Consider the following 22,149-nt stretch of genomic DNA (forward strand, 5'->3'; position numbering starts at 1 on the left):
CGATGGCTCATCCTTCGGTGGCCGTGCTCGAACGGCACATGCTTCTGTACCGACGGCTCTGGAAAGCGTCGGTGTTCTCCTTCTTCGCCCTGCCCTATCTGTTCCTGGTCAGCATCGGCGCGGGCGTAGGGGGCTATGTCGGCGAGGTCGACGGGGTCTCCTACCTGGACTGGATCGCGCCGGGCATCCTGGCCGCCACGGCATACCAGATCGCCGCCAACGAATCGACGTACGGCGTCCTCAGCGACTTCGAGTGGGTCGGCGGATTCCACGCCATGCGCGGCACGCGGGTGTCGATCCGGGACATGATCGCCGGGTGGCTCCTGTATGTGCTGTTCGTGGTGACCCTGTCCGTCGTCGCGTTCCTCGCCATCGCCTGGATGTTCGGTGTGCTGCATTCGCCGTGGGTGTGGACCGTGCCCCTGGTGTGCGCGGTGCTCGCGCTCGGCGCGGCGGGCCCGACCATGGCGTTCGCGGCGTGCATCCGCAACGACGGCTACTTCGAACTGCTGATCCGCTTCGTCGTCATCCCCAGCACCCTGTTCGCCGGAGTGTTCTTCCCCATCAGCGAACTCCCCGACGGCTTCCGGCAACTCGCCTGCGCGTCGCCCCTGTGGCACGCCGTCGAGCTGTGCCGCGCCGCCGCACTGGGGACGTCGCCCGCCTGGCCGGTGGCCTGGCATATCGGATACCTGCTGCTGTGGGCGGTGGCGGGCTGGATCTGCGCCGAGGTGGCATTCCGCCGTCGGCTCGCGAGCTGAGGGAGCCCCACGATGCTCACACAAGCCGTCGCCGGTCGCCTCGTTGCGACCCGGTCCGCCGCAGTGGTCAAACGCAACGCACGGGCCATGCGGACCGGGCCCTCGGCCTGGCTCCTCGTCATGGCCGGCCTGGTGGAGCCCCTGTTCTACCTCCTCTCCATCGGCATCGGAGTCGGCAGCCTGATCGCACAGGACATCTCCTACCGGGGACACCAGATCCCCTACGCCGCGTTCGTGGCCCCGGCGATGCTCGCCACCTCGGCGATGACGGCGGCCTTCTCGACCACGACCTTCTCCTTCTTCGCGAAACTCCGGCAGTCCAAGGTGTACGAGGCCGTCCTCGTCACCCCCGTACGCCCCATGGAGGTCGCCGTCGCCGAGGTGGTGTGGAGCGCCCTGCGCGGGGCGGTGTTCTGCGGTCTCTTCCTGGTCGCGATGGTCCTCCTGGACACGGTCCCGGCCGGCTGGGCACTGCTGGCCCTCCCGGCGTCCGTCCTCGCAGTGGTGGCCTTCGCCGCGATCGGACTGGCCGCCAGCACACTGATGCGCGGCTGGCACGACTTCGACGCACTCACCACGGCCCAGATGGCACTCTTCCTCTTCTCCGGAACCTTCTCACCCACCCAGGACTACCCCGTCGCGGCACAGGCCCTGCTCGAAGTCACCCCGCTGTACCACGCGGTCGAACTCCTCCGCCGTATCTGCATCGGCGACCTGGGCCCCCAATGCGCCTGGCACGCCGTCTACTTGCTGGCGGCCACGGCCCTGTGCCTCACCTTCGCGGCCCGGCGCATCCATGCCATCGTCTATGACTGACCCGCTGGAGCCGGGCGAGGGCCCGTTGCGCTACTACCCCCTAAGATCACTGTGCCGACGGCCCGAGCGGTGACGATCACGGGCCCCGGGGTGAGCGACACCGCGATGGCGTACGGGACAAGCCGCCCCCGAATGGGGCCGGTTGGGGAAGAAGGGCGGGCCCAGCGTGGGCAAGGGTGGGGAATCCATACCGGACGAGGAGTGGGAACGCTTCCTCCGTGAGGCCGGGGCCGGGGGCAAGGACGTGCCCGAGGAGCCGTCCGCACGTGCCCGGATGGTGACACGTCGGCTCCAGGAGGAGAGCGGCCCACCGCAGCCCTGGCGGAGTCACCAACCGCCCCGGCGCCGCGGCGGCAAGGGCTGGTACGTGGTCGGCCTGGTGGCCCTGGCCGTCGTACTGGTGGTGGCGCTGGATCCCGGACGGGTCACCGGATGGTTCACGGACGGCGGCGCGGACGGCGGGAGCGCGCCGCTCGCCGCGGAGTCGGAGCGCCCGGACCAGCCGCCGCCGACCGACCCGGCGGCTCAAGGGCCGACCCTGGAGGAGCCGTTCAGGGGCTCGCCCGCGGCACAGTGGGCCGACGGCACGGCCGGGATCAGCCTGCCCGAGGCGCGGGCCACCGGCTGGATGGACAAGGAACAGGTCGCCCGGGCGTTGCAACAGACCCGCGACTTCCTCGCCGCGTCCAGCCTGGAGACAGGCGTGCTGCGCGGTGACCGCCCGACCGAAGCGATCTCGCTGATCAATCCCCATCAGCAGGACGTCCAGGACTACTTGACGGCCGCCTTCGACACCCCGGGCCAGGAGAATGACCCCCTGCTGCTGTTCAGCCGGTTCGAGGGCACGAGGATCCGACTTGTCGGCGACGTGATCAAGACGCGCGGAAGCATCACCTACCGCGAAGGCGACAGCGGCGCGGTCGAGGTGACCACCGATGTCACCTACGTCTATCCGGTCACCCGCGCCGCGGAGGGAAGCGACGAGGTCACCCGCACCATCGTGCGCCGCGAGATCATCATGAGCTGGGACGACCCGGTGAAGATCATCATCGAGCCGGGCACCTTCTCCCTCGTCTCCTACATGGTGGACACCACCAACGGCGGCTGCGACACCTTCACCGGCTACCTCACCCCCGAGTTCGGCTCAGAACTCACCGGGCCGTCCCCGGACGACGGCCCCGCGGTCGACCCGTACGACCGTAGCGAGTCGATGGACACGCGGATGGAGGAGGCCGGCGACGCGGGGTGCGGGACCGCGACCCGATCCTGAGCGTCGTAAGGGGCGGCCGAGGGGAGCGGTGACCCCCGTTCGGGCTGGTGGCGGGCCGCCACCAGCCGTGTGCTCAGTGCGGGCGGGTTCCGTTGAGAAGGAAGCGGACGAATGGCTTCAGGAGAAGGCGCGGATGACCGCTCGGATCTCTGCCACGTGGTTCCCGACCGCGCCGAAGTGGGCCAGCACACTGAGGTGTTCACGCAGGTGCAGCAGCGGCATACGCTCTCGCCAGCCGTCCGCCAGTGGTGAGATCTCCTGGTAGGCGCCGAGGAAGCGCTCCGGCGGCGGGGCCGTGCAGTACAACATGCTCAGGTCGGACTCCGCCCACAGCCAGCACACCGCCGGATCGATGAACGCGGGCTCACCGCCGACGCTCGCGACCATGTTGCCGTGCCACAGATCGCCGTGATTCAGCACCGCCGGTGCGGGCGGGACCAGTTCGGGAAGGCGGGCACAGATGCTCTCCAGGCCCGCCACATCGGCCGCGTCGAGCGCCTGACACACCTTGGGCTCCCGCAGATATCGGAGGATGCGGCGCTCCGCGAAGAACCCGTGCCCGTCACCCATCCACCCGTTCTCCTGGGGCAGAAGGCCCAGCCAGCCATCGGATTCCCAGCCGAAGCGGCCTCCGCGCACGGAGTGCAGGGCGGCGACGGCCCGGCCCGCCGCCTCCCAGTACGCGTCCGTGCCGGGGAGGTCTGCCTCCAGCGACTCCATCAGGAGATGACGCTCGCTCACCTCGATCACCCGAGGAACCTGGAGCCCACCCGGCTCCGCGAGTACGCGCAACCCCTCCGCCTCGAAGGGGAACAGCGTGGCCGGCGCCCTGGGGGAGCCCTTGAGCACGAGGTGGGATCCATCGGCCAGAGTCAGACGCCAGACGTCGTGCGCCATACCGCCGGTGAGCGATTCGGCGCCCACGACATCCGCGACGACAGCGCCGGGCAGGCTCCGCAGACCGAGATCGACGTACAGGATGGCTTCGATCTCGCTCTTGGAGAGCATCGACACCGATTGCCTCTTTCCCTTGGTCCAGTGCGTCGGCCGGGTGACAGCGCCGTCCCGGAAAGCCTCAGCGTGATCGTCTCACCAGGGACTCCCCTCCGGTGTCCGTACGGCGGCTAGGGTTCGTCCATGGCAACCAGAGGCATCGCGGTGACAGGAGCGTCGGGGAACGTCGGTGGGGCTGTGGTACGGGGACTCCTGGCCGCTGGTGAGACAGACGTGCTCGCGTGGGTCCGGAGCCCGTCCCGACTGGCTGCTCTTGAGCGGGTGGTGGATGTACGCCAGGCCGACTACCAGTCACGCGAGGGCTTGGAGTCCGCGCTCGACGGTGTCGGCACGCTGGTGTTCATCTCCAGCGACGGCGAGGCGGCCCCGATGCTCATCCACCACGGCAATGTGCTGGCCGCGGCTGTCTCGGCGGGTGTGGAGCATGTGGTGTATCTCAGCATCCTCGATGTTGAGGCGGACTCACCGTTCTGTTTTGCGCCGGTGCATCGCGAGACCGAAAGGATGCTGCGGGACCACGGACTGCCCCACACCGTCGTGCGCTCCTCCATTTACAGTGAGTTCTTTCTGCGTTGGGTCGTGGAGGCGGCTTCGACCGGTGAGCTGGCGCTGCCCATGAGGGATGGCACAGTGTCGCTGATCTCGCGTGATGACGTCGCGCGATGCCTGGTCGAGTGCGCTGTCCGCCGCGCCGGCTCCTTGGTGCATGCCACCGGGGAGGAGAGCTACGGCCTTGCGGAGGTCGCCCGCCTTGCTGCGCGGCTCGGTTCCCGGCCGGTGCGGCCCACCGATATCGATCCGACGGAGTTCGCCGCACTGCTTCTGCGGCAGCACGTCACACCGTGGTGGACCTATGCTTTCGCGAGCATGTTCGAGTCCGTGCGGGGGCAGCGATTCGCCGAGGTCACCGGTGATGTCGCCGCGCTCACGGGTCATGGGCCAGTCGGCTTCGAGGACATTGCTCAACGTGCCTTTCAGGCGTCGCTTCGTGTGGGGGACCCTGCCGGCGGCGAATCGTGATCGGGGTCGGGTGCGGGACTGTGCTGGGGGCCGGGCTGGGCCGAGGCGACGACGGCGGCCTTGAGCGCGGTCATACCCTCTCGTCGCTGGTCACCGTCGTCACGGTGAGGTGAGTGAGGTGGTTGGCGCGGAGCGCGGTCAGTACTCCGAGGGCGGAGATCGCCGCGAAGCCGAGCAGGAGGAAGCGGGCGGATGTGACGGTGGAAGGGCCGCCCAGGTTGACCAGGAGGCCGGCGACCGCCGCACCGAACGCCGTGGACATGGTGAGCACCGTCGCGATGGCCGCGGCGGCCTTCTCTCCCTCCTCCTTGTCCGCTGTGCCGGCCATCGCGGCAACGGACAGATGGGGCATGGCCAGGCCGATCCCGGTGCCGGCGAGGAGCAGCACGGGCAGCCATGCGATGACCAGAAGGGGTGGTGCGTCGCGCTGCTGCAACAGCGCGAGCACGGCGAGCCCGGCCGCAAGAAGAACGGGACCGGCCACCCGTAGCCTGCGCACCGTCCGCTGCCGCTCTGCCGAGGAGCTGACGACCTGGCTCACCGACCAGCCGAGCGACAGGGCCGCCCCGAAGAACCCGGCGGCGGCCGGCGGCAGTCCGCCCAGGCGCTGACCGAACAGCGGCAGGAAGATCTCCACGGCGACACCGGCCGCGAGGAACACGATGGTCAGGTAGACCCACCGCACAGCGGAGCCGGCCTCGTAGGTCGCGCGGGGCAGGACCCGGACCTGACTCCGCTTCTCCGTCACCACAAAGGCCCCGACCAACGCCAGTGCCAGCGCGATGAACACCGCCATCATGACCTCGTTCGAGAGGATCCCGGCGACACTCACGGCACCTGCGGCCCCGATGACCAGCACCAACGAGCCCAGTGGCACCGGAACCGCCACCGCCCCGGCCGGGTCACTCCCCGGCAGTACCCGGGGGACGAACGCTGCCATCACCGCGGAGGCGACAGCCAGCACGACGAAGGCCGGCCGCCACGACCCGAACTGGGCGAAGAGCCCGCCCAGAGCCGGACCGACGAAGTTTCCCAGGCCGAACAGGGCGGAGATCAACGCGCTGCCCCGCACCCACAGTTGGCGCGGCAGTGCCGAATAGATCAGAGCGAACCCCAGACCGGTCAACAGGCCCGCCCCGAGTCCCTGCGTGCCCCGGCCGACCAGCAGTACCGGCATGGACGGACTGGCCGCGCAGACAACCGAACCGACGGTGAAGACACCGAAGCCGAGCAGGTAGGCGCCGATACTGCCGCGCCGGGCAAGGGCGCGGTTCACGAGCATGGTCGCGACGACCTGGGCGGTCAGGAAGACGGTCATGCTCCATGCGTAGAGGCGTTCACCGCCGATGTCGGCGACCGCCGTCGGCAGCAGGCTCGCGGCCAGGTAGATCGTGACGGCGCCGATGAGTACGCCCCCGGCGAGTACCACGGCGGTGCCGAGATGGCCGCCGAGTTCCCGCCACGACCCGACGCTCTGACTGTCGTCCACTGATGAACTCCGTCCCTTGACTGCTTGCTTGCGGGCATCATGGCGGGGCGGGGAGACCCGGCAATCCGGCATATCGGACGTGATCTGCCTCACATGAGTGGATCGGTGCCTGGCTTTGCGTTCGGTGCCGGATCGGGTCGCAGGGACCCATTCACGCTCCGCCCCAGCCTCCATGCGGAGCGTGACGTCGTCCGTGGTGCCGGTGCTCTCCCACTGCCGGGGCCGGCCCGCATCGGCGCGGCGCCGGGCGATGATGCCGGGCGTAGCGTGGGTGTATGGCAACGATCCGCGGTCGGCCGGCGCGGCGGCGCGGGGACGAGCGGGGCTGGCTGCGGGGAGCGGAGCCGCCACGCTGGGTGCGGGTGCTGCCCGTCGCCCTGTTCGTGGGGGTGACCGCGGCCACGCTGATCAGCCGTGACGCGCTGGACATCGGCTTCCTGCTGGGAGCCATCCCGCCGCTCACCGTGCTGAGCTACGGTCCGCTGGCCACCGGGGTGATGGGCGCCCTCGTGGTGACCGTGATGAACGTGCCGAGGACGCATCTCAACCAGCCGGGGAACACCGATCTGCTCACCCTCGTGTTCGTCGTGCTACTGAGTGTGTTCGTGTCCTATGTGCGCAGTCACCGGGACGCTCAGCTGGTCACCGAACGGACGGTCGCGGAGGCCGTGCAGCATGCGGTGGCACCGCCGCTGCCGGACCGGGTCGGGGACATCGGCTGTTCCGGGCTGTACCGGGCCGCCCAGCACGGGACACTGGTCGGCGGGGACTTCTTCGACGTGCGAGAGGGCCCGTACGGGGTGCGGGCCGTGATGGCCGATGTGCAGGGCCATGGACTGGCCACGGTCCCCACCGTGGTGTCGCTGCTGGGTGCCTTCCGGGAGGCGGTGCTCGACCAGCCGGACCTCGCGGGGGTCGCGGCGCGGATGGACCGCAGGCTGACGGTGGACTCGTCGGGTGCGCGCGACTCCGAGATGTTCGCCACCGCCGTACTGATGGAGTTCTCCGCCGATGTCCGCTCGGTGCGGATCGTGGTGCGCGGCCATCCGCCGCCCGTACTGCTGCGGGACGGACAGGCCCGCGAGATCACCGTCACCCCGGGGATTCCGCTGGGCATCGGCCGGTTCGGGGGCGACCCGCCCAAGGAGATCACCCTGGGACTGGGACCGGGCGACCGGCTGTTCCTGGCCTCCGACGGGGTGTGGGAGGCCAGGAACGCTTCCGGCGACTACTACCCGCTCGCGCAGCGGCTGCGGGCGTTCGACGGCGAGGACCCGGCCGTGCTGACCGCGCGGGTGTGGGCCGACCTGCTGGAGTACTGCGGCGAGATCGGCGACGACGCCACGATGCTCGTCCTGACGCCCAAGTCCCTCAAGTCCCGCAAGTCCCCGTAACGCAGGCAACGCATCGGTGAGCAAACCAATCTTCACTCACATGAAGATTTCTTTCCTCATTCACAACGCCTACGGGATCGGAGGGACCATCACCACCACGAACAACCTGGCCGGCGCGCTGGCCGAACGGCATGAGGTGGAAATCGTCTCGGCCCTCCGGCACCGCGAGCACCCGAACGTCCCCACGCACCCGCGGGTACGGCTGCGCCCCCTCGTCGACCTGCGGTCCGAGCGGCAGCACCCGCTCCATCTCACACCGGCGAAGGTGTTCCCCACCTACGAGTACCGCTACCGCCAGTACAGCGCCCTGACCGATCAGCGGATCGGGGAGTTCCTGGCGGCGACGGACGCCGATGTCGTGGTGGGGACGCGGCCGGGCCTCAATGTGCACCTCGCGCTTCAGGCGCCCACCAGGACCGTGCGGGTGGGACAGGAACACCTCACCCTCGACAACCACCCGCCCAGACTCCGCCGTGTGCTGCGCCGGACGTATCCGCGCCTGGACGCACTGACCACCGTCACCCATGCCGACGCCACCGCGTACCGCAGGAAGATGCGACTGCCGGGCGTCCGCGTGGAGGCGCTGCCCAACAGCGTCCCCGACCCCTCGCTCCCGCCCTCGGACGGCACGGCCCCCGTCGTGGCCGCCGCCGGCCGGCTGGTCCCCGTGAAACGGTACGACCTGCTCATCGAGGCGTTCGCGGCCGTGGCGGCCGAACATCCCCACTGGCAGCTGCGGATCTACGGCAAGGGCGACGAACACGACCGGCTGAGACGGCTCATCGAGGAACTCGGCCTGTACAACAACGTGTTCCTCATGGGCGTCGCGATCCCCATGGAGGCCGAGTGGGCCAAAGCCTCGATCGCCGCGGCGACATCGAGCTTCGAGCCCTTCGGCATGACCCTCGTCGAGGCGATGCGCTGCGGACTCCCCGTCGTCAGCACCGACTGCCCGCACGGCCCGGCCGAGATCATCACGGACGGCGAGGACGGCACGCTGGTGCCCGTCGGCGACCGCGCGGCCCTCTCCGCCGCCCTGCTCGCACTCGTACGGGACGACGAGACGCGCCGCCGGATGGGACGCGCGGCACTGAAGAACTCCGAACGCTACGCCCCCGGCCCGATCGTGGCCCAGGCGGAAGACCTCTTCGGCGCCCTGACCTCGGCGAGAGCGGCGGACCGTCCGCCCGCCACGCACACCACCGGCATCGACGGCACACTCGTGGCCGGCGGCTACGCGGCCCGCGACGCCGCGTACTCGGCCGCCAGCGCCATCCTGAGGACCGTACGGAAGGCAAGGCGATGAGCACGGACCGCGGCGAGAGCGCCCAGAGTGGCGAGAGTGGCGCGAGCGCCCGGAGCGTACGGCCGTCCGGTCAGCGACCCGCCGCCGGGACCGTGCGTCCCCGCGCCCACTGCACGGTGGACGGCGACGGCCGTATTGCCCTGCGCATCACCACCCCCGTCACGCCCGCGACCATGACCTCCCGCCCCCGGCTGCTGCTGCGTCTGCGCCCCCCGAAGGGCCGACCCGAGCAGATCAAGCACGTGTTCGACCTGGAACCGGCCGCCGACCCCGGCCACTGGCAGACGACCATCGGACCGGAGCCCACCCTGGAGGAGGGCCGATGGGACCCCTACCTCCTCCCCGCCGCCACCGACCCGGCCGACACCTCCCGCCAACGGCTCCTCCCCGGCGTCCGCGATCTGCGCGCCCTCGTGACCGGCCGCGCTCCCGGCACGACCCCGTCACCGCTGGCGGTCCGTATCCCGTACGTCACGCTGGACGGCTACCTCGCCCTGCGTACCTGGCTGCGCACGGCGCACGCGGAGGTGGACCGCGTCCACGTGACCGATGCCGCGATGTCGGTACAGGGCCGGCTCTTCGGTACCGACCTGGGCGCCGGAGCGGTGGCCGTGCTGCGCCGCCGCGGAAAGGGCGGCCCCGTACGGGAGGCGGAGCTGACGGCCCAGTACGCCCACACCTTCTCCTTCACCGCCCCCTACCAGGACCTGCTCGAAGCACCTGGCACCGCCGGACCCGGCCTGTGGGACGTCTTCGTCCGCCCGTCCGCGGACACACTCCTGGTCCGTACGGCCCGGCTCCTGGACGACGTCGCCGACCGCAAGAAGGTGTTCGTCTACCCGGCCTCGACACTGGACGCGCTGGAGGCCCGCCCCTACTACACGGTCGACAACGATCTCGCGGTGGAGATCACCGGCGGCTGACCGGGCTGTGCGGCATCCCGGTGGCGGGATGGGAAACGGAGGGCCGGGGCGTCTCGTGGGGCTACTGGCGGGTGCTGGGGCGTGTTGCCCGGTATGAGCGCCTGTGCGCCCTGCACGCACTCTGCCCCGATCCTGCGGGTACGGCGCATCGTCGGACCCGTGGGGGACACACAGGAGCAGGAGTGCGCGGGGCGTGGCGACGGCAGCGCCTGCCCGTACGGGGCGGTGCTGACGATCGACGTGGGGCCGGTGGAGTACCGGTGCGACGAGTGCCGCCACCACTGGGAGCTGGACGAGACGGAGCCGGGACGCCGGGCGAGCGCGGAGGACACCCTGACCCAGCCGCTGGGCGACCCGGGTGAGGCGGGTGCGGGGGCCGCGGCGTAGGGACGCCCGGTCGCGGACGAGTACGCCGCCCAACGGGGAGCCGCTCGTGCCCCCGGCCCTTCGCCGCCGGAGCCACGACCCCACACCCACCCAAGTCGGGCCTGCGGGTCGACCTCAACCCGGCCGCCGCCGTCGCGCATCTGCCCGGCGGGCGCACCCTGGACGAGATCGGTTCCGCGGGCATCCCCATGCTCTTCACCGAGGTCCGCGTGGTCGACGCGGCCACCAACACATCCCTGGGAACTCGTCGTCCGTGGTCCCAACGTCATCTCGGGTCACTGGAACAACCCGGAGGCCAACCGCGCGGCATCCGACGAGGAGGGCCTGTTCCACTCGGGCGACATCGGCCACCTGGACGAGGACGGCTACCTCTACATCGTCGATCGGCTCAAGGACCTGGTCATCAGCGGCGGCGAGAACGTCTGTCCGGCCGAGGTCGAGCCGGCGCTGGCAGCCATGCCTGGTGTGGTCGACGAGGCGCCGTCGGCGGGGTCCCCGACGAACAGTGGGATGACACCGTACAGCCGTGATCAGAGTGGACGGCACGACGGAGATCACACTGCGCTGGACATCCCCGGCTCCTGGCAGATCGCCGTGGATTCCCGGGCACGCTTCACCGCCCGCCTGCGCCTGCGCCTGCGCGCGCCGGCCGGCGATGTCATCATCCGAGTGGAACGCCGCGCCGCCGGGCGCCTCCGCGACCACTCCTCCGCCGGGGCAGCTGCGGCCGCCGGCTTCCGGTACGTCCTCGACATCGATCTCCGCGACCGGCAACTGAGCCTCCTGGTGGCCGAACCGGCCTGGGACACCGTCACGGACATGGACCTGGACCACGTACCGGGAAGCCGACCGGCCGGTGCCGGGGGTGGGGGCGGCGCCACCGGACGGTCGGTCGAAGCGGTGGGCGGCGGGCCGTCTACCGATCCGGGTCCCGGGCCAGGAGCCGGTCAAAGACCCGTCGGTCGCCGTCGACCCGCAAGGAGTCCACCGGAATCCGGCCGTACAGGGCGAGGACCAGCTCACCGGCCGTACCCCGGGCGGAGACGGCGGGCAGGGTCCCGGGAGAGTGGGGGAGACGGCTGGTCCGGGTGCCTTCGGCGCGGAGCGAGAGGCGCCAGGAGCGGCCCTCGGTGGCGTGAAAATCGACGGCGGCGGGTTTATGCGGCCAAGGGGCGGTCCACGAGCAACTGGTGGACAGGAACTCCTCGACACCGTCGAGCGCCGCCTCGTCCGGCAACGGCTGCGGGGCGCCCAGGGTGAGCTGGGCGTCGTAGGTGTGCACCGCGACTTCCTGGAGCTGGTGCCGGGCGACGGCACCGCAGGTCTGCGGTGACTGCGACCCTCCCCACCAGGTCCAGCAGCCGCGATCCGGTCCGGACTCCCGTAGCGCGCACAGTAGTTGCTCCGTGGCCTCGGCCGACCAGGCCAGCAGGGCCTCGCGCTCCCGGGAGACAGCCAGGATGCCTTCCAGAGCCGTCTCGTCCGGGGGAGCCGAGGCAGGCCCCGCGGCCACGGCGGCGGCCCAGCAGCGGTGCACCTTGCCCAGATGCCGCACCAGATCGAACAGCGTCCACTCGGGACAGGACGGCACCCGCACATCGAGGCCGGACGCGGACGCGACCGCGCCCCGGAACGCGACCGACCGTTCGCTGATCAGCCCCAGCAGAACGGGGAACTCCAGAGTATTGGCCATGCTGACTGTCTATCACCGCGCTCCGACCATCGGACGTCGATCTTTGCGGCGGACACGGCCACCGGGAGGCACGCGCCGCGCGCCCTGGTCCCGCGTCGACCATCGGCCACCGCAGGACACCCCGCCTACGTGGACGCGCCGCCCACCTGGCCGCGGACCTGTGTGATCACGGCGGCGACGAGCTGGTCGAACTGTGTGTCCGCACTGGGGACGGGCAGCGCGGCGGCCCGGCGCAGGACGGGGATGTCCAGCTCGCAGTGGGCCGTCAGCCAGGTTTCTGGCACGACGGCACTACGGCCCGGCGCGGCCTGCTCGGCGGGGTGGTCGACCAGGAGGGCGAAGGACAGCACGAGCAAGGAGAGATGGCGATGCACCTCCAGGGCTGTGGGGAGATCGAGACCGACGCTGTGCAGGAACGCTAGGAAACGGTCCAGGTGGAGCAGCCGGTTGGGGTGGACGGCGGCGGGGGGCGTGTCCTCGTCGAGGGAGACCAGCAGGGCGCGCGGCCAGCGCCGGTACAGCTCGCGCAGCGAGCCCGCGTACCCGGCGAGGGACCTTTCCCAGTCCGCGGCGCGCAGGGGCGGCGGGTTCCAGGAGTCGAGCATGAGCCCGAGGGCGAGGTCCACGACGTCCTGGCGGTCCTCGACGTAGTTGTACAGCGCCCGCACCGTCACCCCGAGCTCGGTGGCGAGCGCGCGCATGGTGAGCGAGCGGAAGCCCTGCGCGCCGGCCATCTCCAGCGCCTTGGCGGCGATGGCTTCCCGGGTGAGGACGGGGCGGCCCTTGCGGGTGGTGGGACGGCGGCGGGAAGCGGCAGGCATGGCGCCAGCCTACGGGCCCCTTGAACCGCCCCTTAAACTTCACGCATGTTGACTTTTAGCGTCGGGTGCCCCCAGGCTGGCGTCACCGTCCGCAAGTACCTGGAGGTCACGCCCACATGGCAGCCCCGAAGTCCCGCCGATTCCCTCCGCCCAGCGGCGTCCTCGTCCTGGTGATGGCCTCCACGGGGCTGGTCGTCATCGACCTCACGATCGTCGCCCTCGGACTCCCGCAGATCAGCGCCGACGCCGCGGACGGGGCGTCGGCGGAGTCGGTGGTGGTGACCTACATGGTCGCGATGGGGGCGCTCACCCAGGTGGCCGGAAGCCTCTCGGACCGGTGGGGGCGCCGGCCGCTGTTCCTGGCGGGGATCGCCGTGTTCACCCTGGCCTCCCTGGCCGCGGCACTGGCGCCCGACCTGTGGTGGCTGAACGCGGCCAGGGTGGTCCAGGGCTGCGGAGCCGCAGTGATCATGGTGAACGGCATTCCGCTGCTCTCGGACCGCTACACCGGCGAGGAGCGCAACCTCGCCATCGGCGCATGGGGGTCCTTCGCGACCGCGGCCGGACTCCTGGCCCCGACCGTCGGCGGCCTGCTGATCGATGCCTTCGGCTGGCGGGCGGTCTTCGCGATCAACATCCCGCTCGGCACAGCGGCCTGGGCGCTGGCCGCCCGCGTGCTTCCGCACACCACCCCCGCACCCTCAACGGGGCGCCCGGACTGGGCGGGTGGTCTGCTGCTCGGCCTCGGCACGGCGACCCTGCTCATGCTCCGTACGGGCGACGAACCCTGGGCCGTTCAGGACACCGCCGTCCTGCTTTCCTCCTGCCTGGCGCTGACCGCCTTCCTGGCCCTCCAGCTCCGCGTGCCGACGCCGACGCTGGAACTGCGGATGTTCACCCGGCCCGCGTTCAGCGGCGCGATGCTGGCCGTCCTGCTCTCCCGCGTCCTGACCATCGGCGCCTCGGTCTACCTGGTGCTGTACCTGTCGGACGGCCTGAATCTGAGCCCGACCGCCGCAGGTCTGCTCATGACACCGATCTTCCTCGCACAGATCGCCGCGGGCATGGCCGGTTCCAGGCTCCTCAGCCACCTGGCCCCCGGCCTGGTGATCGGATCCGGCTACGCACTCAAGGGCCTCGGCCTCATCGCCCTGGCCCTGCTGATCTCACCCGGCACACCCTGGTGGGCACTGGTGCTCCCGCTGCTGGCCTGGGGCGCCGGCGGCGGACTCGCCGGCGCCCCCGTCATGGCCGTGGCGGTCCGGGTCACCGCACCCGAGCGGATCGGCATGGTCGCCGGGACCGTCTCCACCCTCGCCTCCCTCGGAGCCGGCGTCGGCACCGCCGCGCTGGGCGCGGTGTTCGCCCGCTACGGCGGCACCGGGACCGGCGGCCAGGAGGTCACCGACGGCACACGCGCCGTCCTCACGGCCGCCGGTCTGCTCGCGTTCACCGCCGTCCTCACCACCGTCGCCCTCATCCACCCACGCCGCGTCCCACGCCCCGCCCCATGAGACGCACGGTGACTGTCCGCCGGACCCGTGACGGCAAAGGGCTGTGGCGCGTTTCGTCTGATGTGCACCAAGGGCCGTACAACTTCTCCCCAACAGCAAGTGTCTGGTACGGCAACAGCACTTGTCCCATGGAGGAGAATTTTGATCAAGGTAAGCGTCGTCGTGCCGATCTACAACGCCGGTTCCTACATCGAGCGTTGCGCCCCCTCGCTCGTCAACCAGAGCCTCGGGGCCGACGCGTACGAGGTCGTGTACGTCGATGACGGGTCGACGGACGATTCGGCCGAGCGCCTCCGACGGCTGGCCGACGCGCACACGCACGTCCGGGTCTACGAGCAGGAGAACTCCGGCTGGCCGGGCAAGCCGCGCAATGTGGGGGTCGACCGGGCCAGGGGGAAGTACGTCCAGTTCGTGGACCAGGACGACGAGTTGTCGTACGAGGCGCTGGAACGGCTCTTCGCCCTGGGGGATCGCAACGGCTCCGACATCGTGCTGGGCAAGATCCACGGGACGATGCAGGGGCCCAGCAATGTCTTCAAGCGGACGGTCGAGCGGTGCACCGCCGCCGACGCACCCCTGTTCGAGAGCCTGACACCGCACAAGATGTTCCGCCGGGATTTCCTGCGGGAGCACGGGATCCGCTTCCCGGAGGGCCGGGTCAGGCTGGAGGACCAGCTGTTCATGGCCCGCGCCTACGTGCGCGCGAAGACGGTGTCGATTCTCGGCGACTACCCCTGCTACCAGTGGAACCGGCGCGAGGACGGCGGCAACAACAGCAGCCGCCGCGTCACCGCCGACGACTACTACGGCCACCTGGACAAGGTGGTGGAAGCGATCAAGGAGGGCACCCAGCCCGGCGACCTCCAGGACCGGCTGCTGCGCCGCTCGTTCCGAGTGGAGCTGCTGCGGCCGGTGAGCGAGCCACGGGTGCTCCGGCGGACCGGGAAGGATCTGGAGGAGTACTTCACCACCGTCCGCAGGATGGCGATGACGAGCTACCCGCCGGGGGTACGTGACGGGCTCCCGGCGCTCAGCCGGTTACGTGCGGAGCTGCTCGTGCAGGACCGGCTGGACTCCCTGATCGAACTCGCCCGCCGCACCGAGCGGATCAAGCCGCATGTCGAGGTGGACGACATGCGCTGGCGGAACGACAGGCTGGTGATCCGGACCCGGATCGGCATGATCCGCGCCGACGGCCGCCCGCTGACCCTCGTCGAGCGCGGCGGACGGATGCTCCTCGACCCCGAACTCCTCGACGGCATCGAGGGAGCCGAGGGCTGGGAGGTCCCCGACCCCTTCTCGCACGCCTACGGCGAACTCATCGTCCATGACACCGCCAAGAACCAATGGTGGTTCCCCGACGGGGAGCTGGCACCAGAACTGGAAGCGCTCGGCGGTGGCCGCCACCGGGTCGTGGTCGCCGGGGAGACGGTCATCGACCCGCTGACTCTCACCGGTGCCGGGCCCATGACCCCCGGCACCCACCAGGTCTGGGTCGGTGCCCAGTTGCTGGGTATCGGCCGCCGCCCCCGGCTGGTCCCCACCCGGGGCCGTACGCGTATCTCGCTGGGCACCGTCGCGGTCGGCGTACCACCGCGTCTGGTCACCCCGGCCTGGACCGGGCCCGGCGGCCAGTTCGAACTCGCCGTCAGCGGCCCCGACCGGATCGGCACCACCCGCCGCCTCCTGCTGCGGACCGCCGCCGACCACCGCGTCCGCCAGGGCTACCGCACGGTGGTGCGACGCCTCCCGCGCGGCGTGAAACGCAACATCCGCGCCGCGGCCCGCCGCGCCGACGGGTGGATGCGGCGGTAGAGGTGGTGGGGCGTGGGGGCGGGGCCCCTTGGCCGCCAGGGGCAGTGGCGCGTGCAACCGGGCTGCCCGCAGGCGCGTCCAGGCAGGCAACGACCGCCCATCGAGAGGCCCCCTCCGTGCTCGCCCTGCTCCGCAAGATGGCCCTCGCCGTGCTCATCGCCGTGGCCCTGGTGATCCTGGTCGCCCTGATCGACCCGGTCTATGCGCTGGTTCTCGCCGTGCTGCTGTTCATCATCGGCACCTGGGTGTTCCACTTCGCGCTCTCCCACCGGGAGCCGGAACCCCCGGCCGACACCTGGCGACGAGAGGGTAACCGTGGGCCGGGGCAGCTTTCCTGACGGGCGTCGGCGGCGGTAGTGGTGGTGTTCCCCGCCGGCGTCCGCTCCGCCCCGGATCCGGGGCGGAGCGGACGCCGGCTCAGTCGCGGCCGTCCGGCGCGCAGCCCCGCAGGATGAACGCGATCACCTCGTCCAGCCCGCGTTCCGCGACCTCCGGGGCGATCATGCCGGTCGCGGCCAGGTCGGCGAAGCCGTGCAGTGTCGCGAAGACCGGGACGCCGATCCACTCAAGGGGTCCCTCGCGCACCTCACCCTGACGCTGGCCCTCCCGCATCAGGGCCTCGATCAGCTCGGACCAGCGCTTACTGGCCTCCAGTAGCGCGGCGGACGCGTGCGCGTCGTGCTTGACCGAGCACATCAGGTCGAGCAGCGCGGCATTGTCCAGGCTGAAGCCCACATACGCGCGGACCACCGCCTCCAGCTTCTTGCGGCACGATTCCCCGGCGCCCTCCTGCGACGCGAGCATGGCCTCGGTCATCCGCTCGTAGCCGACCAGCGCGAGTGCGTCCAGCAGCGCTTGGCGCTCCTTGAAGTGTCGGTTCGGCGCGTTGTGGCTGACCCCGAGGTCGCGGGCGAGTTCGCGCAGCGACAGGGCGGCGGAACCCCTTTCCCGGAGCGTCTCCTCGGCGCGGGCCAGCAGCGCGGCGCGTAGATCTCCGTGGTGATAGGGGCGTGGGCGGGTCGGCATGGGGGCCAGTGTATCGGCCATGTTCGCAACGCCCACATTGTTGACCCGCGCCTCCATTGCTGTCATTGACAACAATGTGGGCGTCGCCCACAATCGGGGCCCATGACTACTGCACCCCGTGCCGCATCGGCTACCGCTACCGCAACCAGTGCCGCACCCGGCAAGTGGACCCGCACCGATATCCCGGACCAGCGCGGTCGCACCGCCGTCGTCACCGGCGGCAACAGCGGCATCGGCATCGCCACCGTCGACGCGCTGGCCGCCGCGGGCGCCCATGTGGTGCTCGCGGTACGGGACCCCGAACGCGGCGAGGCCGCCGCCGCGGGCGTCGACGGCAGTGTGGAGGTACGCCGGCTCGACCTTGCCGACCTCACCTCCGTGCGGGAGTTCGCCGCCGCCTGGCGAGGCGACCTGGACCTGCTCATCAACAACGCCGGGGTCATGAACACCCCGGAGTCCCGCACCAAGGACGGCTTCGAGACACAGTTCGGCACCAACCACCTGGGCCACTTCGCCCTGACCAACCTGCTCCTGCCGCACATCACCGACCGCGTGGTGACCGTGTCGTCCGAGGCGCACAAGAAGCCGGGCACCCCGCACATCCACTTCGGCAACCTCAGCCTCACCGGCGAGTACCGGCCCAGGAAGGCGTACAGCCAGTCCAAGCTGGCCAACCTGCTGTTCACACTGGAACTCCAGCGCCGCCTCGCCGCCGCGCACTCACCCGTGCGCGCCCTGGCCGCCCACCCCGGCTGGGCCGTCACGAACCTCCAGCGCCATGACGGCAGCGCCCTGAGCCGCGCGGTCATGCGGGTCGTGGCCCAGGACAGCAGGGCCGGAGCACTGCCGACCCTGTACGCCGCCGTCCAGGACCTCCCCGGCGCGAGCTATGTCGGCCCGGACGGCCGCGGCGAGGTGCGCGGCAACCCGACCCTCGTCGGCCGCTCCCCGGCGGCCAGCGACCCCGCGACGGCCCGGCGCCTGTGGACGGTCTCCGAGGAGCTGACCGGCGTCACCTTCCCGCAGCCGGCCACGACCACCGGAACCTGAGCGCACAGCGCCCGCCCTTCCCCCGGCGGGCGGCCGTCAGCGGTCGTCAGCGGTCGCCGGCGCGCGGAACCCCCTGGGCCCGGCGGGCGGCGAGGGCCTGGACGTGGGTGATGAGTCCGGGTGGCTCGTGCACGGTGAAGGGGATGCCCACCAGCCCCACCCACAGGGCCGGTTCGTCGAGGAGAAGGCCAACAACGTGGTGCGCTGGTCCGACTTCGACCGCGGCGGCCACTTCACCGCGATGGAGGCCCCTGACCTGCTGCTCGACGACATCCGCGCGTTCTTCGCCGACCACCGCTGATCGCCCATGATGCCTCTGGCGGAATCGCCCACGGTGGTTCTGGCCGCGCAGCGATCCGGTGTGCGGGGAGCCCGCAGGTCGTCAGTTACTTTGACACTAGGTCTCTAGAGGAATAGCTTGGCGGCATGAGTGCGGATGCCGGGGCCAGGAAGTTCGCCCGCGAGAGGGTCTCGGATCTGATCTACGAGGATCTGCGTGACCGGATTCTGAGCAGCGCTCTTCCCCACGGCACCAGACTGCCGGCGGAGCGGGACCTGGCCGCCGAGTACGGAGTGAGCGGGCAGACGGTCCGCGAGTCGATCCGGGCGCTCACCGCCATGGGTCTGGTCACCTCGAAGCAGGGGCGCGGCGCCTTCGTGACGGCCCGCAGCGGCAATCTGACCGCCCTGTCCCTGGCCTCCGTCATCCAACTGGACAAACTGGGGGTCGCCGACGTCCTGGGTGTCCTCGCCGCACTGCTGTCCCACGCGACGGCGCTCGGCGTCACCCACGCCTCGGACGAAGACCTCGCCCAGCTCCGCGAGAGCGCGGAGCACCTGCTCGCCCCCGGCCCGGAGGAGTCCGCCGAGAACCTGAGCGTCTTCCTGCGCAGACTGGCGGCCATCGGCCACAACCCGCTGCTGGACGCGCTGTGCGGGTTCCTCATCGACGTCCAGGTGCGGCTCGCGCTTGAGCTGGGCACCAGGAAGCCCGCCGCATGGAAGAAGGCGGCGGGCCCGCTCCGGGACGACAGGATGGCCCTCGTGGCCGCGCTGGAGGCCCGGGACGCGGAGCGCGCCGTCAAGTGCCTGGAGAACTACTCCGACCGCATGCGCGATCTGATCGACACCGCGTCACGGTCGAAGTCCTTCCGGCTCACCGACACCGATTTCGCCCGGCTCGTCTCACAACTGTCCGCGGATCAGAAGCACCTCGGTCCCTAGAGTCCTTCGCCGGAGTGTGATCACGAGCCAGGTCCGCGTGGACAAGGCATCCTCCAGGGCAATGAGCGGCGCGGGGTACGCCGTTTCCGGGGGGTGCCCTATGCCGCCCTACCGGTGGGGGAGCTGCGGTGGGCGTCGCCGCAGCCGCCCGCCCCTTGGCAAGGCGTGCGGGACGCTGCCGGGTTCGGACCGGCCGCGACAGCGGGCCGCCCGGCGCCCACGGAGTCCCGCCCCGTCCCCACGGCAGGCCGCCCTGCGCCGCCCACTCCGGCGGGATCTGCCCGCCCACCACCCTGGAGAACATGACGGCCGTCGTCGGCGGAAAGTACGCCGACGCCATCCTCGCCCAGCTCACCGGCGGTCCCTGCGAGGCGTTGGCGCAGGTGGTCACCGCCGCTGTGTGGACCGAGCCCGCCTTCGCCTCGTACCGGCGATTCACCGGCCTGGGCCGCACCTCGTACGCCTACCGGTTCGACCGGCTCTCGCCGTGAGTCGGGCATGCTCGCCTCCCACCGCTCCGACATCCCCTACGTCTTCGGGCACATCGACGACGGCCAGGGCTACGACGAGCAGGACGAACGGGTGTCGGACACGATGCTCCACGCCTGGACGGAGTTCGCCCGCACCGGGGTACCGAGCAGCCCGGACGGCACCCCCTGGCCGGCCGCCGACGCGACCGCGCCGCAGGTGACGGTCCTGGACGCGGAGACACGCAGTCGGCCACTGGAGGCCGATCCGGTCACCGAGCCGATCCACGAGCTGCGCGCCACGGCCGGGACCCACTGAACCTCCGGGGCGCGCCGTCACTGCCGGCTTCCGGGAGCCGGTGCCCGGCGGGCCATGCCGCACCGCCGGGCATCCGCCGGTCAGTCCTTCAGCGGGATGCTGAGCGGGAAGGCCATCTCGAAGCTGTGCTCCGCGAAGCGCCATATGCCGTCCGAGCCCTGCTCGCACCGGCCGTGCACCCTGCCCACCCGCAGCTGTACATGGGTCTCGGACACCGAGGGCTCGAAGGCGTAGGTGGTCATGACCGCCTCGGACCGGGCCCGGTCCGCACTCTCGGGAAACACCTGGAGATTGGCCCAGGTGTGGCAGGTCCGCCGCCGCAGGTCGGCGAACCGGCCCTCGTAGAACTCCGCCACCGCCGCCCGGCCCCGCAGCGCCTCACCCGTCGGGGGAGAGAAGGAACAGTCGTCGGTGAACAGCGCGGCGACCTCCTGCGCCTGCTTGCCGTCGATCGCGGCACCGAAGCGGGTCATCAGCGAGCCGATGCCGTGGTGCACGGCGTCGGCGGGTGCGGCGGAGGTGCCGAGGTGGGGATCGGGCGGGGTGAGAACCATGGTCGGTCGTCCCTTCTGGTACTGCCCTGAGGTGGGCCGGATGCGGTGCACGGTATCGGCGAGGGCACCGCAGGAGTGGTCCGGAGAACATTCCGGCCGGAGCATTGACCCTAAGTCACCTAGTGACTTAGTCTGAGCCACGTTACAGGCTGAGCCGCCCGACAACCAATGCCCGGAGCCCCGCCAGGCTCCACCACCCGCACACCCTTCACCCGCCGGCCGGCACCCATGTGTGCTGCTGCGGACGGGCGTGCCGCACACCCGCGGCCCTCCCGAGCCCCAGTCGCACACCGGGCGACCCGACCCGTCGGCGCCCGTGGCCGACCACGGAGGATGCACCCATGACGGATGACATGAACAACGAACCGAAGTTCCGGAGATTCGACCGTGGCCGGGTCGCCGACCGGATCATGGAAGACCTGCGCCATCAGATCCTGTCCGGCACCCTGACCGACGGGTCACGGCTGCCGGCGGAACGCGAACTCGCCGAACACTACGGGGTCAGCGGTGCCACGGTCCGTGAGGCCGTGCGGGCCCTGACGACCATGGGCCTGGTCAGTGTGCGCCACGGCAGTGGCTCGTTCGTGACCGCGTCGGCGGACCGGATGGTCGCCGAGTCGATGGCCTCCGCGATCCAGCTGAAGCAGGTGGGCGCCCCCGAGGTGCTCGATCTGCTCGGGGTGCTGAACGCGCGCGCCGTGGAGACCGGCGCCGCCGACGCCTCCGACGAGGAGATCGCCGCGCTGCGGTCGGCCGCGGAGAAGCTCGCCGTGGTGACCGACGTGGGGGAGACGGCCGCCGATCTGAGGGAGTTCCTCAACCGGCTGTCCGGCCTCTCGCGAAACGACCTGCTGTCGACGCTGTGCCGGTTCTTCTCCGAGGTGCAGGTGGAACTCGCCTTCGCCATCTCCGGGGGACCCAGCCTCGCCGACTGGCAACGCAACACGGGCGCCCTGCACGCCTACCGCATCGCCGTCGTGGAGGCCGTCGAGGCCCGGGACGGCGCTCGGGCGGCGGCCATGGTACGGGCCTATCACTCCCGGGCACTGGAAGTGGTCACCGCCCGCCCCCGCACCGACGGGGTCACGATCACCAACCCCCAGTTCTCCCAGCTCATCGCATCCCTGATGAACACCGGGTCCACCGCTACCACCCGGTGACCGGCTGACCGTCACACCGACCGCAGCGCCGCCCTGCCGCCACAGGCTCGCAGCGCACCGGACCGTGAAGGTCGTGCAGCGGCACCCCGCTCCGCGGCCCTCAGGAGGAACACCACTCAGCAGGAC

24 protein-coding genes are annotated in these 22,149 nt (G+C 70.9%); 18 read left to right on the forward strand and 6 right to left on the reverse strand.

What is annotated here, in order from left to right:
• Positions 1–2: 2 nt before the first annotated feature.
• The 3 genes from ACFRFC_RS24900 (at position 3) to ACFRFC_RS24910 (ending at position 2,847) form a co-directional block, all read left to right on the forward strand.
• Entirely contained in the window at positions 3–761 is a 759-nt protein-coding gene (locus tag ACFRFC_RS24900) for an ABC transporter permease (protein WP_382691508.1), read from the forward strand.
• A 12-nt stretch (positions 762–773) separates the two neighbouring features.
• Positions 774–1,577, forward strand: a complete 804-nt coding sequence (locus ACFRFC_RS24905; RefSeq protein ID WP_382691510.1) for an ABC transporter permease — start codon at positions 774–776, stop codon at positions 1,575–1,577.
• Positions 1,578–1,743: 166 nt separating this feature from the next.
• Positions 1,744–2,847: a hypothetical protein gene (locus ACFRFC_RS24910; RefSeq protein ID WP_382691512.1), complete on the forward strand. Its 1,104-nt coding sequence runs from the start codon at positions 1,744–1,746 to the stop codon at positions 2,845–2,847.
• Between the two features lie 117 nt (positions 2,848–2,964).
• Here ACFRFC_RS24910 and ACFRFC_RS24915 read toward each other — a convergent pair whose 3' ends face one another.
• Positions 2,965–3,855, reverse strand: coding sequence for a fructosamine kinase family protein (locus tag ACFRFC_RS24915; protein ID WP_382691540.1), 891 nt, complete (start codon positions 3,853–3,855; stop codon positions 2,965–2,967).
• A 129-nt stretch (positions 3,856–3,984) separates the two neighbouring features.
• Here ACFRFC_RS24915 and ACFRFC_RS24920 point away from each other — a divergent pair, with 129 nt between their 5' ends.
• The gene (locus ACFRFC_RS24920) at positions 3,985–4,881 is read left to right on the forward strand and encodes an NAD(P)H-binding protein (RefSeq protein WP_382691514.1); all 897 of its coding nucleotides are present in this window, start codon (positions 3,985–3,987) and stop codon (positions 4,879–4,881) included.
• Positions 4,882–4,951: 70 nt separating this feature from the next.
• Here ACFRFC_RS24920 and ACFRFC_RS24925 read toward each other — a convergent pair whose 3' ends face one another.
• The gene (locus ACFRFC_RS24925) at positions 4,952–6,370 is read right to left on the reverse strand and encodes an MFS transporter (RefSeq protein ID WP_382691516.1); all 1,419 of its coding nucleotides are present in this window, start codon (positions 6,368–6,370) and stop codon (positions 4,952–4,954) included.
• A gap of 275 nt (positions 6,371–6,645) precedes the next feature.
• On the opposite strand from ACFRFC_RS24925, the gene ACFRFC_RS24930 reads away from it, so the two are divergent.
• The 4 genes from ACFRFC_RS24930 to ACFRFC_RS24945 all read left to right on the forward strand — a co-directional run bounded on the left by ACFRFC_RS24930 (position 6,646) and on the right by ACFRFC_RS24945 (position 10,380).
• Positions 6,646–7,764 carry a PP2C family protein-serine/threonine phosphatase gene (locus ACFRFC_RS24930; RefSeq protein ID WP_382691518.1) on the forward strand — a complete coding sequence of 373 codons (1,119 nt, stop codon included), beginning with the start codon at positions 6,646–6,648 and terminating at the stop codon, positions 7,762–7,764.
• Positions 7,765–7,804: 40 nt separating this feature from the next.
• The gene (locus tag ACFRFC_RS24935) at positions 7,805–9,070 is read left to right on the forward strand and encodes a glycosyltransferase family 4 protein (RefSeq protein ID WP_382691520.1); all 1,266 of its coding nucleotides are present in this window, start codon (positions 7,805–7,807) and stop codon (positions 9,068–9,070) included.
• Positions 9,067–9,993, forward strand: coding sequence for a transferase (locus tag ACFRFC_RS24940; protein WP_382691522.1), 927 nt, complete (start codon positions 9,067–9,069; stop codon positions 9,991–9,993). Before ACFRFC_RS24935 ends, ACFRFC_RS24940 begins: the two co-directional genes overlap by 4 nt.
• 159 nt (positions 9,994–10,152) lie before the next feature.
• A complete protein-coding gene (locus ACFRFC_RS24945; RefSeq protein WP_382691524.1) occupies positions 10,153–10,380 on the forward strand; it encodes a hypothetical protein in 228 nt (75 codons plus the stop codon).
• A 916-nt stretch (positions 10,381–11,296) separates the two neighbouring features.
• Here the strand turns inward: ACFRFC_RS24945 and ACFRFC_RS24950 are convergent.
• Together ACFRFC_RS24950 and ACFRFC_RS24955 are read right to left on the reverse strand one after the other, a co-directional pair.
• Positions 11,297–12,073 carry a maleylpyruvate isomerase family mycothiol-dependent enzyme gene (locus ACFRFC_RS24950; protein WP_382691526.1) on the reverse strand — a complete coding sequence of 259 codons (777 nt, stop codon included), beginning with the start codon at positions 12,071–12,073 and terminating at the stop codon, positions 11,297–11,299.
• A gap of 125 nt (positions 12,074–12,198) precedes the next feature.
• Positions 12,199–12,894 (reverse strand): TetR/AcrR family transcriptional regulator, encoded by a 696-nt coding sequence (locus tag ACFRFC_RS24955; protein ID WP_382691528.1) that lies wholly within the window; start codon positions 12,892–12,894, stop codon positions 12,199–12,201.
• A gap of 116 nt (positions 12,895–13,010) precedes the next feature.
• Here ACFRFC_RS24955 and ACFRFC_RS24960 point away from each other — a divergent pair, with 116 nt between their 5' ends.
• The 3 genes from ACFRFC_RS24960 (at position 13,011) to ACFRFC_RS24970 (ending at position 16,561) form a co-directional block, all read left to right on the forward strand.
• Entirely contained in the window at positions 13,011–14,408 is a 1,398-nt protein-coding gene (locus tag ACFRFC_RS24960; RefSeq protein ID WP_382691530.1) for an MFS transporter, read from the forward strand.
• A 141-nt stretch (positions 14,409–14,549) separates the two neighbouring features.
• Entirely contained in the window at positions 14,550–16,223 is a 1,674-nt protein-coding gene (locus ACFRFC_RS24965) for a glycosyltransferase (protein WP_382691532.1), read from the forward strand.
• Between the two features lie 116 nt (positions 16,224–16,339).
• Positions 16,340–16,561, forward strand: coding sequence for a hypothetical protein (locus tag ACFRFC_RS24970; RefSeq protein ID WP_382691534.1), 222 nt, complete (start codon positions 16,340–16,342; stop codon positions 16,559–16,561).
• 79 nt (positions 16,562–16,640) lie between these two features.
• Here the strand turns inward: ACFRFC_RS24970 and ACFRFC_RS24975 are convergent, their stop codons facing one another.
• Positions 16,641–17,249 (reverse strand): TetR/AcrR family transcriptional regulator, encoded by a 609-nt coding sequence (locus tag ACFRFC_RS24975; protein WP_383112654.1) that lies wholly within the window; start codon positions 17,247–17,249, stop codon positions 16,641–16,643.
• Between the two features lie 102 nt (positions 17,250–17,351).
• Here ACFRFC_RS24975 and ACFRFC_RS24980 point away from each other — a divergent pair, with 102 nt between their 5' ends.
• From ACFRFC_RS24980 to ACFRFC_RS25005, 6 genes are all read left to right on the forward strand, one after another.
• Positions 17,352–18,299 (forward strand): oxidoreductase, encoded by a 948-nt coding sequence (locus tag ACFRFC_RS24980; protein WP_382689574.1) that lies wholly within the window; start codon positions 17,352–17,354, stop codon positions 18,297–18,299.
• A 103-nt stretch (positions 18,300–18,402) separates the two neighbouring features.
• A complete protein-coding gene (locus tag ACFRFC_RS24985) occupies positions 18,403–18,600 on the forward strand; it encodes an alpha/beta fold hydrolase (protein ID WP_382689572.1) in 198 nt (65 codons plus the stop codon).
• A gap of 125 nt (positions 18,601–18,725) precedes the next feature.
• Positions 18,726–19,523 (forward strand): FadR/GntR family transcriptional regulator, encoded by a 798-nt coding sequence (locus ACFRFC_RS24990; protein ID WP_382689570.1) that lies wholly within the window; start codon positions 18,726–18,728, stop codon positions 19,521–19,523.
• Positions 19,524–19,571: 48 nt separating this feature from the next.
• On the forward strand, positions 19,572–19,829 hold the full coding sequence (locus tag ACFRFC_RS24995) for a carboxylesterase family protein (protein ID WP_382689584.1): 258 nt from the start codon (positions 19,572–19,574) through the stop codon (positions 19,827–19,829).
• Positions 19,826–20,014: a hypothetical protein gene (locus ACFRFC_RS25000; protein ID WP_382689568.1), complete on the forward strand. Its 189-nt coding sequence runs from the start codon at positions 19,826–19,828 to the stop codon at positions 20,012–20,014. The genes ACFRFC_RS24995 and ACFRFC_RS25000 overlap by 4 nt, the downstream gene beginning before the upstream one ends.
• A 7-nt stretch (positions 20,015–20,021) precedes the next feature.
• On the forward strand, positions 20,022–20,309 hold the full coding sequence (locus tag ACFRFC_RS25005) for a carboxylesterase family protein (protein WP_382689566.1): 288 nt from the start codon (positions 20,022–20,024) through the stop codon (positions 20,307–20,309).
• 80 nt (positions 20,310–20,389) lie between these two features.
• Here the strand turns inward: ACFRFC_RS25005 and ACFRFC_RS25010 are convergent, their stop codons facing one another.
• On the reverse strand, positions 20,390–20,863 hold the full coding sequence (locus tag ACFRFC_RS25010) for a nuclear transport factor 2 family protein (protein WP_382689564.1): 474 nt from the start codon (positions 20,861–20,863) through the stop codon (positions 20,390–20,392).
• 341 nt (positions 20,864–21,204) lie between these two features.
• Here ACFRFC_RS25010 and ACFRFC_RS25015 point away from each other — a divergent pair, with 341 nt between their 5' ends.
• Positions 21,205–22,023 carry a FadR/GntR family transcriptional regulator gene (locus tag ACFRFC_RS25015; protein WP_382689562.1) on the forward strand — a complete coding sequence of 273 codons (819 nt, stop codon included), beginning with the start codon at positions 21,205–21,207 and terminating at the stop codon, positions 22,021–22,023.
• Positions 22,024–22,149: the final 126 nt, after the last annotated feature.

This window comes from Streptomyces sp. NPDC056734 (assembly GCF_042790455.1).
Lineage (GTDB): Bacteria > Actinomycetota > Actinomycetes > Streptomycetales > Streptomycetaceae > Streptomyces.